8 protein-coding genes are annotated in these 15,988 nt (G+C 58.3%); 2 read left to right on the plus strand and 6 right to left on the minus strand.

Features of this window, described 5'->3' with window-relative positions:
• Nucleotides 1-579: 579 nt before the first annotated feature.
• Together QZ170_RS08265 and QZ170_RS08270 are read left to right on the plus strand one after the other, a co-directional pair.
• On the plus strand, nt 580-3,234 hold the full coding sequence (locus QZ170_RS08265; RefSeq protein WP_297179784.1) for an outer membrane beta-barrel protein: 2,655 nt from the start codon (nt 580-582) through the stop codon (nt 3,232-3,234).
• 21 nt (nt 3,235-3,255) lie between these two features.
• Nucleotides 3,256-4,473: an OmpA family protein gene (locus QZ170_RS08270; RefSeq protein ID WP_297179786.1), complete on the plus strand. Its 1,218-nt coding sequence runs from the start codon at nt 3,256-3,258 to the stop codon at nt 4,471-4,473.
• A gap of 625 nt (nt 4,474-5,098) precedes the next feature.
• Here QZ170_RS08270 and QZ170_RS08275 read toward each other — a convergent pair.
• The 6 genes from QZ170_RS08275 to QZ170_RS08300 form a co-directional block, all read right to left on the minus strand.
• Nucleotides 5,099-6,694 (minus strand): RagB/SusD family nutrient uptake outer membrane protein, encoded by a 1,596-nt coding sequence (locus QZ170_RS08275; RefSeq protein ID WP_297179788.1) that lies wholly within the window; start codon nt 6,692-6,694, stop codon nt 5,099-5,101.
• A 16-nt stretch (nt 6,695-6,710) separates the two neighbouring features.
• Nucleotides 6,711-9,968, minus strand: a complete 3,258-nt coding sequence (locus tag QZ170_RS08280; RefSeq protein WP_297179791.1) for a SusC/RagA family TonB-linked outer membrane protein — start codon at nt 9,966-9,968, stop codon at nt 6,711-6,713.
• A gap of 511 nt (nt 9,969-10,479) precedes the next feature.
• The gene (gene rpmH / locus QZ170_RS08285; protein ID WP_009432805.1) at nt 10,480-10,626 is read right to left on the minus strand and encodes a 50S ribosomal protein L34; all 147 of its coding nucleotides are present in this window, start codon (nt 10,624-10,626) and stop codon (nt 10,480-10,482) included.
• A gap of 81 nt (nt 10,627-10,707) precedes the next feature.
• Nucleotides 10,708-11,796, minus strand: a complete 1,089-nt coding sequence (mutY, locus tag QZ170_RS08290) for an A/G-specific adenine glycosylase (RefSeq protein ID WP_297179795.1) — start codon at nt 11,794-11,796, stop codon at nt 10,708-10,710.
• Complete coding sequence (gene pfkA / locus QZ170_RS08295; RefSeq protein ID WP_297179798.1) at nt 11,771-12,751, minus strand: 6-phosphofructokinase; 981 nt, start codon at nt 12,749-12,751, stop codon at nt 11,771-11,773. Before pfkA ends, mutY begins: the two co-directional genes overlap by 26 nt.
• A 130-nt stretch (nt 12,752-12,881) precedes the next feature.
• Nucleotides 12,882-15,710: a M16 family metallopeptidase gene (locus tag QZ170_RS08300; RefSeq protein ID WP_297179800.1), complete on the minus strand. Its 2,829-nt coding sequence runs from the start codon at nt 15,708-15,710 to the stop codon at nt 12,882-12,884.
• Between the last annotated feature and the right edge of the window lie 278 nt (nt 15,711-15,988).

Raw genomic sequence — 15,988 nt, forward strand, 5'->3', positions numbered from 1 at the left:
CCCCTGAGGGTAGGGTCTCTCTCGGGGGTAGCCCCCCTCCGTCTTCTCCCCCGAGAGAGACCCTACCCTCAGGGGTAGCCCCTTTCGTCTAATCCTCCGTCGTCCCTACCCCTCCATTCTCCCCATCATCCCCTCTGTGCAACATCCTGTCTATCAATCATCTCGAGAGGGCGAAAACGTTCTTACCTAGAGCCCTTAGGGGATAATTATAGGTTGTCATGAGCCCCCTCGGGGAGGGGTGAAAAGAGAAAAAAGAGGAGGTAAGGAGATGATTTACGGTCTTTTGTATATCTTTGTATTAGGGAAGATTGCTTCGATGTCCCATTACACATGACACCCTCTTTATACCAGACACTTAGATAATTCTAAGCGAACGTTGTAAAGAGGGGACATTGTCGACAAGATGGACGAATTCGTAATAAAAGCAAACAAAATAAGCCCGCTTGTTTTTACTTACCGGGGGCACGGCCAAGAGGGTCGTCGCTTCGTTGCATGAGAATTGGTATTTGCTTGCCCACTTCACCAAACGCGCGTAAGGGGGCTTTGCTTCGCGTAACATAGACAAATAATAGACTAAGTATGAAGAAACTAACACTTGTACTGAGCACCGCCCTCGTAGCAGGACTTGGTACGGTAGCTCGAGCCCAGGTGCAGGACGTAAGCTTCACCGTGGCACCCGTGGCAGGCTACACGCACTGGGACAGTAAGCTGAACCTAGGAGACGCACCCTACTGGGGCGTGCGTGCAGGCTTCGGCTTTGGCCCACTCTTCGAGGTGCGTGGCCTATACGAACGCAGCTTTGACCTCAAGGGCAAAGGTGCCTCCAGCCCCGCTTGGCTCGCCAAGTGGCTGGACAAACTAGAGGATGCCAACGCTCAGGTCGAGCGCTACGGCGGTGAGCTCAAGCTCAACCTCTGGTCCAACGCCTTCTTCACCCCCTACCTCACCGCTGGTGGTGGGGTCATGAAGTTCACCTACACGGGGACACCTCAGGTAGGTATGCCGACCGACTACAAGGAGGAGCAGATCTACGGCGCTGGGGGACTCGGACTGAAGTTCAACCTCGGACGACGTGTCGCCCTCTCGCTCGAGGGACGCGACCTGATGTTCAACGTCAACCCCAACAACCGCTTCCTCGCCTCCCCCACCAGTGGCAATAAGCTCCTGCACAACTGGACGGGTCAGGCCTCGCTCGACCTCTACTTCGGGGGGAGCACCTACCGCCCCGCCGACGCCGTCTCACGTGCCTACAAGAGCATGTACACGGGTGGCTTCCGTGGCCTGAAGTTCGTCGTCGAGCCCGGTGTGGCCTACGTGAACTTCGCTGAGAGCACGGGCTTCGCTGATCAGTGGTTCTTCGGCGGAAATGCCGGGGTGGACTTCTCCCCGATCTTCGGTCTGCGTGGCTTCTACTACATCGCTACCGAGCAGCCCAATACGCTGAACCTCAAGGTCAATAAGGAGCTCGCTATGTACGGGGGTAACTTCGTGGCTCGCCTGAATATGCCCCTCGGCCTCACCCCCTACCTCAACCTCGGGGCGGGCTACCTCGACGCTAGCAAGCGCTACGTCGGCTCGGGCAACGGGGTCGATCCTAAGAGCGGCCTCTTCCTCTTCGGGGGGGCAGGGCTAGAGATCCCTCTGCACCGCTATGTCGCCCTCCACGGGAACGTCAATGCGATGCTGACCCAGCGTGGCAACCCCGACATCACCAACGTCACCTCGCCTGAGCACGTGCGGGTCAGCACCTTCTACCAGGCAGGTCTGCGCATCAACCTCGGTCGCTCCGCCCAGAGCGGTCGAGCCCTCTACGAGGACTACAGCGCACGCAATGTCTCCACAGCCGTCTCTGAGGCCAACGAAGCGAACCTACGTGAGCTCAACGAGCTACGTGCCTCCTACGACGCTCGTATCAATAAGCTGAACAAGGAGCTCGCCGAGGCCGTCTCCCGCCGAGACACCATCACCGTGACCCGTGTCCTGCGTGAGAAGGAAGACCTACGTGACCGCATCTCTACGGTCGACCAGCATACCGATCAGCTCGCTGTCGCCCACGCACAGAGCACCCCAGAGCGTGATCACGAAGCTACGGACCGACGCCGTGACGACCGCGACCACGACCACTACCGTGACGCCAAGGGCTACGATCGTGATGACAAGGACGGGGCTCGTGTCGATGCTACCTCCCACGCTACCCCCAGCACGAAGCACGGGGACAAGCCCGAGGGGAAGAAGTGCGATCAGGCAGGCGATGCTTGCCAGCGTGGCAAGGGCTCTCGTACGGTGACCCTGACCACAGGCCAATTCGAGCAGCTCGTACGCCGTGTCATCAGCGAGGTCAACCAAGGTCAGCAGACCCAGAGCACGAGCCTGGGTGTGAACGAGGTGACGAATAGCAACCTCTCCGACCTCGACAAGATCCTCCTACTGAATGCCCTCTATCAGGGTCAGTATCGTCTGAATGGGCTCGCCCTACAGCCCCTACAGCTCCAGGGTCAGCAGGTCGCTCAGCCCCAGCAGGCTCAGCAGGTACAGAGCGAGAAGAAGGAGGACGCTAAGGCCGTAGACGCCAGCATCGCCCTGATCAAGCGCCTCGACCAGGTCATCGACCGCCTAGACGCTATCAGCGAGGCTCAGGCCAAGGCTCTGAACGTAGCCCCTATCGCTCTCGAGCTCAGAGAGGATCGTGCCCCCGAGCATCAGCCTGCCCAGGCTGCCGAGTACCACGCTCAGGCTCCAGACTCCAGCACCATACAGGTCGTCGAACACCCTGCGATCATCGCAGAGCAGGAGCGACAGAGTCAGGATCACGTCCAGGAGGTACGTACCCACGAAGCCTCTGCTGTCCGTGTCTCGGGCATCTCGGTCTTCGCAGGGCCTAACTTCGGAGACGCCTTCGGCCTCAACGTCGGGGTACGTGCCCACCTACAGCTCCATGGCTCCCGCTTCGACCTCGTCCCCGATGCCTACTACGGGCTCGGTGATGGGAAGCACTACGGGATCAATGCAAACCTCCGCTATAATCTTCCCGCCCTCTTCTCCGAATCCCTCACCCCCTATCTCGGTGTCGGGCTCGGCTACAACAAGGTCGGGGGTGTCGGTCGCTTCCTCCCGAACTACGTGGTAGGTACTTCCCTCAACAAGGTCCTCGGCGGTGGCCTCTACATCGACTACACCGTCCGTGGCGCCTTCCGCAACAATCAGCTAGCAGTCGGCTATCGCTTCCACTTCTAGCCCTAGATCCTCGAGACACTGATGAAGTCCAGATCCCTCCTCGTCGCCCTCACCCTCCTAGCCTCGGTGCAGCTAGGTCAGGCCCAGTGCCCGACCCAGTGCTCCACGCTAGCGAGGCAGGCGGCACCAGACACGCTGATCACGCTGACGGAGGATGAGCTAGTCGCTGGGCTACGTGCCATAGCTGAGGCCTACCGCACGAAAGGGCACACCCAGCGACAGAGCGAGCTCACGGCAGAGCACCTTCGGCTACTGAAGCTCCAGATGCTCCTCAACGCCCTTGGGCTAGGCGCCCTCCCCCCAGAGAGACCCGTCTATATCGCTCCCGGGGCACAGCCTAGCCAGCCCGAGGTGCGGCCTAGCCGCTCCGAGGCACGACCCGCCCGATCGAAGGGGCAGGCTCGTCCACAGGCCTCCCCACAGCGTCAGCCACAGTCCCCTGAGGTCTTCTACATCCAGCCGTACGAGCCTCAGCGCCGTACCGCTCCCGTCGCCCCGTACTCCGAAGCTACAGATGCCCGACTGGATCGGCTAGAGCAGGCCATACAGCTCCTGCTCCAGTCCCGCCAGGAGGAGCCCAGCACCCGTAGCACCCATACGTCGACGACGATCCATACGAATCGCCCCAGCAAGACGGAGCGCATCGTAGAGCGGACAGCCATCGTACAGAAGGAGCAGAACGACTCCCTCCTCTACCGCCTACAGCAGGAGATCTCGAGCCTACGTGCCGCCCTCGACGAGGCCAAGGCTCAGCCTACCCCTGCTCAGACTCAGCCGACTCCGGCAGAGGCCGTCAAGGCACTCCCGCCCGTCACCCCCGTGATGCCGGTCACGCCCCTGACACCCCTGACACCTGCCCAGCCGATCGTCCGTACGGACACGATCGTAGAGATCGTAGAGCAGCCCGAGAACCCCAATATGCTCCAGAGGTGGCAGGTCTTCTTCGGAGTCGGGCAGAGCAAGCTCTCGGCGGAGAGTCAGCAGACCCTTGACAGAGCCATACAGGCGCTGAACTATCGCACTACGACTAAGGTCACCCTGACCGGCTATGCCTCCCCCGAGGGGAACGCAGACCTCAACGACCTACTCTCCCTGCGGAGAAGTCGAGCCGTGCGCACCTACCTCCTGAACCACGGCATCACTCCAGATCGTATCGAGAGTGTCGCCGGAGGTGTCGATCACCAAGCGGAAGAGCTTGTCTCTGCCCGCCGTGTAGACCTCGTCCTGAGGGAGAAGTAGCATCCCCGAAGGCATATATACAGACACGTCCCGCCCTCACCCTCCGTCACGCAGTGCATACGCTGCATGAAGGAGGGTGAGGGCGGGACGATTATATAGAGGCGTGAAGGACTAGGTCACCGAGGACTGCACCACCAAGGACTACACTCACCAAGAATTACATCGCCAAGGACTGCATCGCCAAGGATTATATCACCAAGGATTACACCACCAAGGATTACATCGCCAAGGACTGCATCGCCAAGGATTATATCACCAAGGATTGCCCGCAAGCCCCACTAGCCTCCCCGAAGAGTATGCGGGAGGAGGCCTTAGACCAAGGAAATGCCGTAGGAGACTGCAGGCACGAGAGGATACACTGGGAGCTAAGAGCAGTGCCAATAGAGGCGGAGGAGCAGACACGAGGGAGGCAAAGGGATAAGGGACACGCTGGAGGCAAAGAGGGAACAAAGGGAGAAGCCTAGAGAGGCTCAGAGGCACGGACACGAGGGAGGGGACGGACAAAAAGGGCTACGCCAGCCCTACACAGATGGTAGGACTGGCGCAGCTGCAGATCAGTAAATAGAATAGGAACGTATCTATCTCTTTTCTCTAGGATAGGGCTTCCGTAGGTTAGTCGCAGGGACTAGGGGTTCGGCGCGCAGAGCTTGTTCCCGACGATTTCGTCGTAGGGGATAGCGAACTGCCAGCGGGGGTCGTCTATTGTCGTCGGTATATCCGAAGCGTTGGTTCCCGAGTTACGCTCGATAGCGACCTTGTAGGCATTCAGCCCGACGAAGGTCTTTATGATATCGAAGTTGGCTGCCTCTAGGCGCTTAGGAGGCGTCCCTAGGCGCTTCATATCGAAGAAGCGGACACCCTCATAAATCAGGTCCATACGCTTATGCAGTAGGATCTTATCGATGAGTGCTGTCCCCGTCTCCGTGGGCTGGGTGAAGTCCGCATCACGGGTCTTGACGATCGTATAGAGGGTCTTCTGAGCATCGCTCTCCTCGCCTAGGCGAGCCTGAGCCTCGGCTAGGATATAGTACATCTCAGCCACACGCATGACGACCACGTCCCCGAAGGAACTCTTAGGTCCTTGAGCCTTGAACTTAATACATTGTCCTGTGACTTCCCATTCATTAGCCCCCTTAGCAACCTTGAAATACTCTGGGGCTGCATCGTCAGGGATCTTATCCCCGAGATCCGCACAGACGAACCACTTGCGGCGGACATCCTTCGCCCCGAGCTGATTGTAGAGGGTACGATTGACTGCGAACCTCAGGCCTCTATTATGAGCATTGAAGTTGTAGCCGTACTGTGCGTAGAAGCTATTGAAGAAGTAGTTCTGATCCTCCGCCTGGCGATAGCCCCACATCCACTCTGGAGCAGTATAGTCATTGAAGCCCTTGGTGAGAGAGGCTCCATTGAGGCTATGTGTCTGATCAGCGATAGCAGCCTGAGCATACGTCTTTGCCTGGGCATAGTCGGCCTTACACATCGCGACTCGAGCTGCGATACCTGCGACGACGGAGTAGGTCAGGTGATTGCGTGTCTCACGTTGTTCCGTGGGTGGCTTGAGCTCGTCCATAGACGCCTTGAGGTCCGCCTCGATCTGGTCGTAGACGGCAGCTACGGTAGCCCGAGGAGCGGGACCATACTGTGTGGCGTAGTTCGCATCCGTACGCAGGATGACCCCGAGGTCTTGGCTTGCGGTAGAGGCATCGTACCGCTTGGCGAAGAGCTGTATGAGACAGTGGTAGGCATAGGCTCTAAGACCAAGGGCCTCGCCATAAGCATACTTTACCGCAGCCTGCAAACGCTCCTCCTTCGAAAGATAGTTCTTGTAGCTGTAGATGGCTGTATTAGCCTGCTGGATGATGGTGTAGTAGCAGTCCCAGGCCTTGTAGTTGATCCGTTCTCCTTTCTGTGACCAGCGATGGTCTGTCCAGCGGTATACTCCCATGTAGTATGCTGCACGAGAATTGATGACGTCATCACCAATCATATCGAGCTGATAGTTGAGCGAGGGGATACCGACGCCAAAGGCCTGCCCAAAGTTATAGGAGTACATCATATTATGTATCCCATTTACTAGGGCGATGACCCCGGTAGGAGTGTGCTCAGCGACCCCTTCGCCCACGGAGCTCGTCGGAGCTGTATCGAGATAGTCCCCCTTACAGGAGGTAAGGGCAAGGGCTCCGAGGGAGCAGACTAGGATATATCTGAAGAGTTTCATAATGATCACAGTCTAGTTAGAATGTTACTTTCAGAGAGGTCGTGAAGGTACGAGCGATGCTGTACCCAGCAGCTCCTAGGACACCAGTGTATCCATTCATAGGGTTCATTCCTCTACGGGCAGAGATGAGGAAGATATTCTCGGCAGCAGCACCTAGGGCGATCCCCTTTAGGCCAAGCTTCTTGGTGAATACCTCAGGGACGACGTAGTTGAGGGAAACATTCTTCAGAGCAAGGGCAGAGGAGGAGATGAGGAAGCGGTCAGAGGTAAGGGTGGAGTATTCCTTGCTCTGAGCTGTAAGAGCCGGTACGTCGGTGATATCCCCAGGCTTCTTCCAGGCTCTGTAGAGATCCTTGTGCATGGCACGTCCTCCAGCGAGGTCGCGAGCCATCAGATCCTGATAAGTACCATCATAGGTCTTGCCCCCGAGCTGATAGGAGAAGCTCGCACTCAGGGTAATCCCCTTATAGGAGACCGAGGTGGAGAAGCCCCCGTAGACGTCGGGGATAGATGTGCCGGCGAAGTGCTTCTTGGCCTTCAGCCCATCCTTGGTGTAGGTAGCCCACTCCTTGTTATTGACCCCTGGTTCGCTGGGGAACTTTTCCTTGTCGAGGCGGTACATCGCACGTCCGTCGGCAGGGTCTACCCCGAGGTACTCATTGAGGTAATATTCGTAGCGGCTACGTCCCTCCATGTACTTGTAGTAGGACGTCTCGATACCATCATCTCGGTTGGCATCTGGTAGGCGAAGGATCTTGTTCTTGAGGAACGTAGCGTTAGCTCCGACGCGCCACTCGAAGTCCTTGAGACTAAGGACTGTGACCGAGAGGTCGGCCTCGATACCATAGTTACGCACCTTACCGATATTCCTCGTCTGAGAGCTCACACCAGAGGAGGCAGGGAGCTTGTAGCCGAAGAGGAGGTCACGAGACTCCTTATTGAAGAACTCGACCGTACCACGTACCCGCTTGAAGAGGGCGAAGTCTAGTGCTATATCTGAGTTCATCTGAGACTCCCAGACGAGATCTCTATTCCCGAAGGTAGACATGCCTAGCCCGGGCTCGTTGTAGTTGCTACGAGACAGGCTATATAGGGTCTGATAGGGGTAGTAGCCCGAGAGACCGTCATTCCCTGTAGCCCCGATCGAGGCACGGAGCTTGAGCTCATTGACCCACTTAACATCCTTCATGAAGGCTTCGGAGGAGACGTTCCACCCAGCACCTACAGACCAGAAGTTCCCCCAGCGGCGGTTACGAGCAAAGCGAGAGGAGCCATCTCGGCGGTAGGAGGCAGAGAGGTTGTACCGCCCATCGTAGCTGTAGTTGATACGTCCGAAGTACCCCTCCTTACGGTAGGTAGCGGTATTGGACGTTAGGCCTACGATCCTATTGTAGGCGGAGAGTTCGTCGGTCTCTACGAGCTTGAGGTTATCCTTCTGCCCCTCGAGCTCAGCGTAGACGTAGTCGTAGTTCTCGTGCCCGATCAAGCCCTCGAACTCGTGCTTGTCGATGGTCTTCTGATAGGAGAGGAGCTGGTTGAAGGTCAGTGAGGTCTCACGGTAGGTACCGTACTCGAGCATCCCCTGGGGCTGGTCACCCATGACGTTATTACGACGGTGCTTGCTCTTAGCGTTCGTCAGATCATAGGAGAGCGTCGTCTGGAACTTCAGCCCTGTGATCGGCTTGATCTCTACGAAGGCTCGGGTGTTGATAGCATCCTTCTCAGACAACTTGAGGTCTCTGAAGGAGGTCTCGATAGCATTGAAGCCAGGAGCGTAGGGGCGTCCCTTAGAGTGGTCGTAGATACGATCCTTTGGCTGGAGCACGTTGTTCTTCTCGTCCACGTACTGCCCCTTTTCATTGCGCAGGTGCATCGGATAGATAGGAGCGATGTTCTGCACGAAGTTCGGCATATTAGAGGTGTAGGAGCCGAGTGTCCCAGGGGACTGGGCATGGGTATGAGCAAAGCTCACACTACCACCGAGGGTCAGGTAGCTGCGTACGTCGTAGCTGAGGTTAGCACGTCCCGTGTAGCGCTTGAAGTTCGTCTTCACTAGGAAGCCATTCTCATCTAGGTAGCCCAGCGAGATGAAGGACTTCATACGCTCGGTATTCATCCCGCCACTGAGGGTATATTCCTGGCGATATCCGTTCTTATATAGAGCCTTTTCCCAGTCGAGGTCGTCGCCCCATAGGAGTCCATTGATCTCAGGGTTCATCTGCCCATTGGGCATCATGATGGCAGGGATAGGTTTCTTATTTACATCATAGGTCTTGGAGAGCTCATATTCCCCAGCGTTATTGAGCTGGTACCACGTATTGATCCCAGCATAGGGATTGTACTTGAGGCTCTCATATACGTCGAGGGCAGCCTGCTGCTTGATATAGGTCTGCCAGTCGTCCTCGGACATACCATTGGGCTTGCGGGCATTGAGGTTGTAGTGGTTGTACCACTGCTGCCAGCGGAGCTTGTAGTGATCCATGACACCTACTCGGTCGTAGGAGGGCAGACCACGCTGAGAGAAGCCCTGGTGCATCGAGAAGGTAAAGGTAGGGATCCCCTGAGAGGCTCCCATTGCGCCACGCTTGGTCGTCACGAGGATGACCCCGTTCCCTGCGCTCGAGCCGTAGAGCGCTGTAGAGGCAGCGTCCTTGAGGATAGAGAGGTTTTGGATATCTTCGGCGGGGATCTCAGAGAGTGATCCGTGGAAGACAGCACCATCGACGACGATCAGAGGACTGGAGGAGGCATTGATCGAGCCGAAGCCTCGGATACGGATCTCCGCACCCGCACCTGGCTGACCAGAGGAGGTCGTGACCTGTACCCCTGGGGCAGCTCCAGCTAGGGCGGAGGAGACATTGGCCACGGGGCGAGAGGCTAGCTGCTTGGCGCCGAGGGAGGCCTGTGCCCCTACGAGGCTCTGTCTCTTCTGAGTACCATAGGCCACGACGACGACTTCATCAGTGGATCGCTCCTCCACGGGGAGGGTGATGGTGATGGGTTTGCCTGTGATGGACACCTTCTGGGTGAGGTGTCCGATACAGCTGATGGTGAGGGTACGCGAGCCCTCAGGTACCTTGAGGGAGAAGTGTCCGTTGGTATCGGTGATGCCGCCTATATTAGGATAGTCGGTACACACGACACTCGCTCCGATGAGAGGCTCCTTGTCCATCGCGGAGAGCACGGTACCAGTGACCGTGATCTGCTTCTTCTGTGCCCACGCTACTCCTATTGTTAGGAAGAGGAGCAGTAGGGATAGTACGCTTTTTCTCATGAGTGTAGTTGTTAGTGTTCGATACTAGTCGTTTATTCCCGATGTTGTCTTTGTTGATGCTATATACTTTGTCTTCTTATGTATTCATTTGCCCTGGAGCTTGTCCTCTTTATTTTCTAATTAAGCCTTGGGGGGTCACCTTTCTTTAAGGCTCCGTCGTGACCTCTCCTCTGTTGTTGGCAAATGTATGTATTTTCTCTTAGAAAAAGAAGATATAGACCTAATTAAATTCTTCACGAAGTCAAAGTGCTACATACGAGTCGGTTACCTACCGCCACTCCCCTACTCCACCCCTAGGGTACATGCCCTCTGAGTACCCTATCCTCTACGTAATCTCATGAAGACGAACAAATTACACACGAATAAATGACTACACGACTTTGCAGATACACCCTTTATTATCCCCTAAGGTCGCTCTCGGGTCGAGGGACAAAAAAGGCGAAGGGAGTCTGCCGAACGCTTCGGCAGACTCCCTTCGTGTCCGAATACAGGATATGTAGAGAGAAGTGGCCTAGTACTCGTCTGAGACGCTCAGCTTAGCACGCCCCTTGGCGCGACGGGCAGCCAGCACACGACGTCCGTTAGCAGTAGCCATACGTGCACGGAAGCCATGCTTATTCTTTCTCTTTCTGTTCGATGGTTGGAACGTTCTTTTCATCTTACTTTCTAGCTATATTTATTCGTACGATTTCTATTCTATGCTGAGGCAAAGCCAATTGAGCCACAAAGATAGCGAATTTTATCTAATCTTCTCCCGCAGCCTCTGTATCAGCACGGGGAAGGCATAGCTCGTCTGCTCCCCCTCGGGGATCACGAGGTAGTCCGTCGCCCCAGCGAGGTCAGCACAGTCGATGAGATAGAGCGAGGCCTGGATCAGCCTATGTGAGAGCCGATGGGTCTGGGTGGCTAGGGGGGTGGGGTGAAAGCTCGGGGAGCGAAGTCCCCCGAGTAGCTGCGTGAACTCCTTCGTCTCACAGAGCTCCTCCACACTCAGCGGGGTCTCCCCCGACTCGATGAGCGGATACTCGTAGAGCCCGTGCCAGATGTCTCGCCCCTCCCGTCTACGGATGAGGCAACTCGTCTCCCCCTCGGCCTGCAGACGTACGAGGAAGTAATACATATATCTAGGACGCACCTCGGTACGTCCCTGCTTGATGGGGAGCTGCTCCTGCATCCCTCTCTGTCGAGCCTCGCAGTAGTCCCCGACGGGGCACTCCGCGCAGAGGGGACGACGGGGGAGACAGATGAGCGCTCCGAGCTCGATGAGCCCTTGGTTGTGACGGCTCGGATGAGCCCGATCCAGCAGAGACTCGGCCAGCGCCCAGTAGACCCGCTGTCCCGCTGTGGTGTCGATGGGGTCGGTGAGAGCAAAGAGTCGGCTGAGCACCCGATAGACATTCCCATCCACCGTCGGATAGGGCAGGTCATAGGCAAAGGAGAGGATCGCCCCACGGGTATAGGGGCCGACCCCAGGCAGACGACTGAGCTCCTCGGGCGTACGAGGGAGCTCCCCACCGTAGTCCGAGACGATGATCTGGGCAGCTCGTCGGAGGTTGCGCCCCCGACTGTAGTAGCCTAAGCCCTGCCAGAGTAGGAGCACCTCATCCTCAGTAGCCGCAGCTAGATCCTCGACCCTCGGGAAGGCTTCGACGAAGCGGTGGTAGTAGCCTATCCCCTGCTCCACTCGTGTCTGCTGTAGGATGATCTCCGAGAGTAGGACGTGGTAGGCGGAGACGGCCTGACGCCAGGGCAGGGGACGATGGTGGACATCGTACCAGGCTCCGAGCTCCCGCTGTATCGCCCTATATAGAGAGGATACGGAGGGCATCTACCAGATCCTCGTCGATGGGCTTATTCTTCTTGATCGCCTTGGAGAAGGGGACGTAGACGAGGTCGTCATTGACGATCCCGATCATCACGTTGCGCTGCCCCTCCATCAGAGCCTCGATCGCCGCTACTCCCATACGGCTAGCGATAATACGATCCTGAGCGCTGGGTGAGCCCCCACGCTGGATATGGCCGAGGATGACGACCCGCACGTCGAACTGTGGGTACTCCTTCTCTACACGCTCTGCGACCCTCATCGCCCCGCCTGTACTCTCGCTCTCGGAGACGAGCACGATACTACTATTCTTCGTCTTGCGAAATCCGTTCTCGATCGTCTCGGCCAGCTGGTCCTTCTCGAAGGCATACTCGGGGATGATCGCTGCCTCTGCCCCCGAGGCAATAGCCCCGTTGAGAGCCAGAAAGCCCGCCTCACGTCCCATGACCTCGACGAAGAAGAGACGCTCGTGCGAGGAGGCCGTGTCACGTATCTTGTCCACAGCCGAGACGATGGTGTTCAGTGCCGTGTCGTAGCCGATCGTGAGGTCGGTCCCATAGAGATCGTTGTCGATCGTCCCTGGGAGACCCACGATGGGGATGTCGTACTCCTCAGCGAACTCCCGAGCTCCAGAGAGCGACCCATCGCCCCCGATCACGACGAGAGCATCTATCCCATGAGCACGCATTGTCTCATGCGCTATAGCGCGCCCCTCGGCGGTACGGAACTCGGGGCAACGAGCCGTCTTGAGGATCGTCCCCCCACGCTGTATGATGTTGCTCACGTGCTGCGTCTCGAAGTCCTCGATCTCGCCCGTGATCAGCCCCTTGTAGCCACGATAGATCCCCTTGACACGTATGCCGTGGTAGATAGCTGTACGGGTGACGGAGCGGATGGCGGCATTCATCCCTGGGGCATCTCCCCCCGAGGTCAGCACGCCGATACACTTGATGATAGACATATCTCTATTCCTTTAGGTATTCTACTTGATGTTCCTTGATCTGGGTGCAAAGATACGTTATTCATGGAGCTACCCCCCTCGGGCTCACGATCTAGGAGGAGTCCGAGGGGGGTAGCTCTGTCGTCCCATCCTAGTGGTGCACCTGCGGGACGATGGAGTAGATGAGGTGCCGAGAGGGATCTAGCACCTCGTGGATCGTCTGACGAAGCTCCTCTGGGGTAATCGAGCGAAGGATCTCCTCGTAGCTCTGGAAGTCCTGGAGCTGCTCCCCATTGCGCACCAGAGAGAGCAGGAGGGTCTGCCACTCGCTGGAGTTACTCTCGGTGAGGGCCTCCCGCTTATTGACGACGAAGGTACGGCGGATATCAGCGATCTCCTGCTCTCCAGCGGGCTTTGTACGGAGCTCCTCCACGAGCTCCTCGATGAGGCGACAGGCCAGCGGAGCATTCTCGGGCTGGACGAGAGTCTCCAGCCTGAGGGAGACGAAGGGCCGAGGCTCTGGACGATAGTCCATGTAGAGGTAGGGGGAGTAGATGATCCCTGCCTCGGAGCGTAGGCGGGCGATCAAGCGATTGCGCAGGAGCTCACGTAGGATACGTAGCTGTAGTGCCGTCCGTAGCCCGGGGGTGTAGCTCCCGTAGTATATATTATGGAGTAGGGTCTGGTCGGTCTGGTCAGCCTCTAGGGTGATGACCGTCTCGGGGCGAGGACTGAGGACACGCTCTCGGGGCAAGGGGCGGAGGGGACGACGGGGGAGGCCTGCGAAGACATCGCTGATCTCATGAAGCATCTCCTCTAGGTCAAACCGCCCCACGACGACGATCGTCAGCCCCTCCGTACGAGACCACTGGTCTCGGTGGTAGGCGACCATCCGATCGAGGCTCAGGGACTGGATCTCCTGCCTACTTTCGGGCTCTCGCTGAGGGATATAGGTACCCAGCACGCTATCTATCAGGCGTAGCATCCGACGGTCGGGCTGGCGGTGCAGCATCTGCCCCAGACGAGAGGGACGCCCGAGCTCCCCGAGCTGTCCCTGACGGATCTCCTCGAAGTCCTCGTAGGCTCGCTCTGGGCGAAGCATCTTCTCCCGCATCAGTCGCAGTAGGGGGTAGGTCTCTGCCGTAGGAGCTGTCCCTAGGAGTGCCCCCCAGTCCATCGCCTCCGTGAGGGTCATCGAGACCCCGTGATCATACATATACCCCATGAGGCTATCCCGACAGGGGATCGCCTCGATCCCCCCGAGCTCCATGTAGGCGGCGAGCGAACTGACCTGGCACTGTAGGCTATCGGGCACGGCACGGAGCCCTCGGGGCTGATTGATCGCTATACGTACGAGCGAGTCCGCCCCTGCTAGGGGGCGAAGGAGCAGACGAATGCCATTGGAGAGGAAGGCCTCCGTGACCCCGATCCCCTCGTAGGTGCGTCGGGAGAGGATATGCGCCCGTGGGGTACGTCCTGCGGTGAGGACGGCGGGGATGGGCTGGAGCTTCTTCGTGGGCTGTACCTCCTCCTCGGGGGTGTAGCGCAGTAGGGTACGACGGGTCTGGAGGCCTGCCTGTAGGGCCTGCTTGAGGCTCGTGGTCGTCGGGGGAGTCTGCCCCCCGAGTCTAGGATTGTAGCTGTAGGCCACTAGGGCATTGCCCTGCACCAGACGCTGGTACTCGGCGAGATAGGGCTGGAGATCCTCCACCCGTACGGCATCGATACGCCGAGCGAGGGACTGAACCTCCTGATCAGTCTTGAGGAAGAGGTCCCCGTGTAGGATCTCATCCACATAGTAGTCACACCAGCTGGCGGAGGGGGTAGCCTCCCCGAGGGCGAAGAGGCTCGCCTTAGCTCGGGCCTTCAGCTCCACGAGCTCCCGAGGGGTGATCGTCCCCGGACGCTGTAGGGCACTCAGAGCACTCAGGGCGTGGCGTAGATCTCGTAGCAGCCCCTGCGTCTGCCCGCCCTCCAGCGTGAGTGCCAGGTGGCTCGTACGTCCTAGGTACCAGTGGTCGGTGAGCTTCATCCCCGGGATGAGGTCGGTGCGGTGTGCCCAGGCACGCAGAGCCATCCTCTGGGTCAGGCTCTGCAGGAGCTCCTCCTCGGTACGTGTCGGGGGAGTACGGTGGGGGAAGATAAGGTCAAGGGTAGCGGTAGAGAGGAGGGTATCGGGGAGCACCGAGTGCGTGTACTCGGGGTCGTAGGTCAGCTCCTCGCCCTCCACGGGGGGAGCGGGGCGGGCGGGTAGTGCGGATAGGGTGCGCCTCAGGAGGCTCTCCGTCCTCTGGGGATCGACATCCCCGACGATGAGCACCGTGGCGAGGCTCGGGCTGTACCACCGCTCATAGAAGCGACGCAGGGTGCCTATCCGTACCCGATCTATATCCTCTGGAGTGCCGATGGGGAGACTTCGCCCGTAGGCTCCCCGACCGATCTTCAGACTATAGAAGGGATCGGGGGGCTCGTAGGCACGTATCTCCTCGCGGATCACACTGCGCTCCCGCTCCATCGCTAGGCTGTCTAGCCGTAGCCCCGTGAGCCAGTCCCCGACGATCAGCATAGCCGTATCTAGGACACCCTGCCCATCCAGAGGGAGGGACATCATGTATACCGTACGGTCGTGCCCCGTCAGCGCATTGAGGCCGATCCCATAGCGTACCCCGAGGCGCTCGGCGTAGCGGGTGATCCCCTGCCCGGGGAAGTGCTGACTGCCGGCGAAGGCTAGGTGCTCGAGGAAGTGGGCGACCCCCTCCTCCCCGGGCTCTTGTACACCAGAGCCAAGACGTAGGACGAGCCAGCACTCGGCCTTCTGCCTCGGCTCGGCATTATGTCGGATGATGTAGCTTAGTCCATTGGGGAGCTGTCCACGTGCCTCCTGGGCATACGTATAGCCCACGCCGAGGCGGAGTGCGCCGACGAGGACCAGGAGCCACAGCCATCGCTCCTGCCATCTCGATTGATCCTTTCCTAGCATATTGTCCTCTATACACCTATCTTCCTATGAGGCGCTCGGGGGAGGGGGCTTGGTGAGACGCCCCTCCTAGGAGTGTTCTACACTCTATAAACAGCTGAGGGATACCCTTTTGTTGCCCCTCTAGGAGAATATCCCCACTTCTTGGTAGTTCCCCCCTGAGCACCAGCCCCCGGGGGCTCAGGCGAATGGGGGACTTCTATCTCTAGGAAGGGGAGGCTTTGCCCCATGCCCCGCCCCGAGGGCGATAGAGTGAGTAGTGTGCTCGGGGCGGGGCATGG

The sequence above is a fragment of the uncultured Porphyromonas sp. genome, from assembly GCF_905372525.1.
Classification (GTDB): domain Bacteria; phylum Bacteroidota; class Bacteroidia; order Bacteroidales; family Porphyromonadaceae; genus Porphyromonas.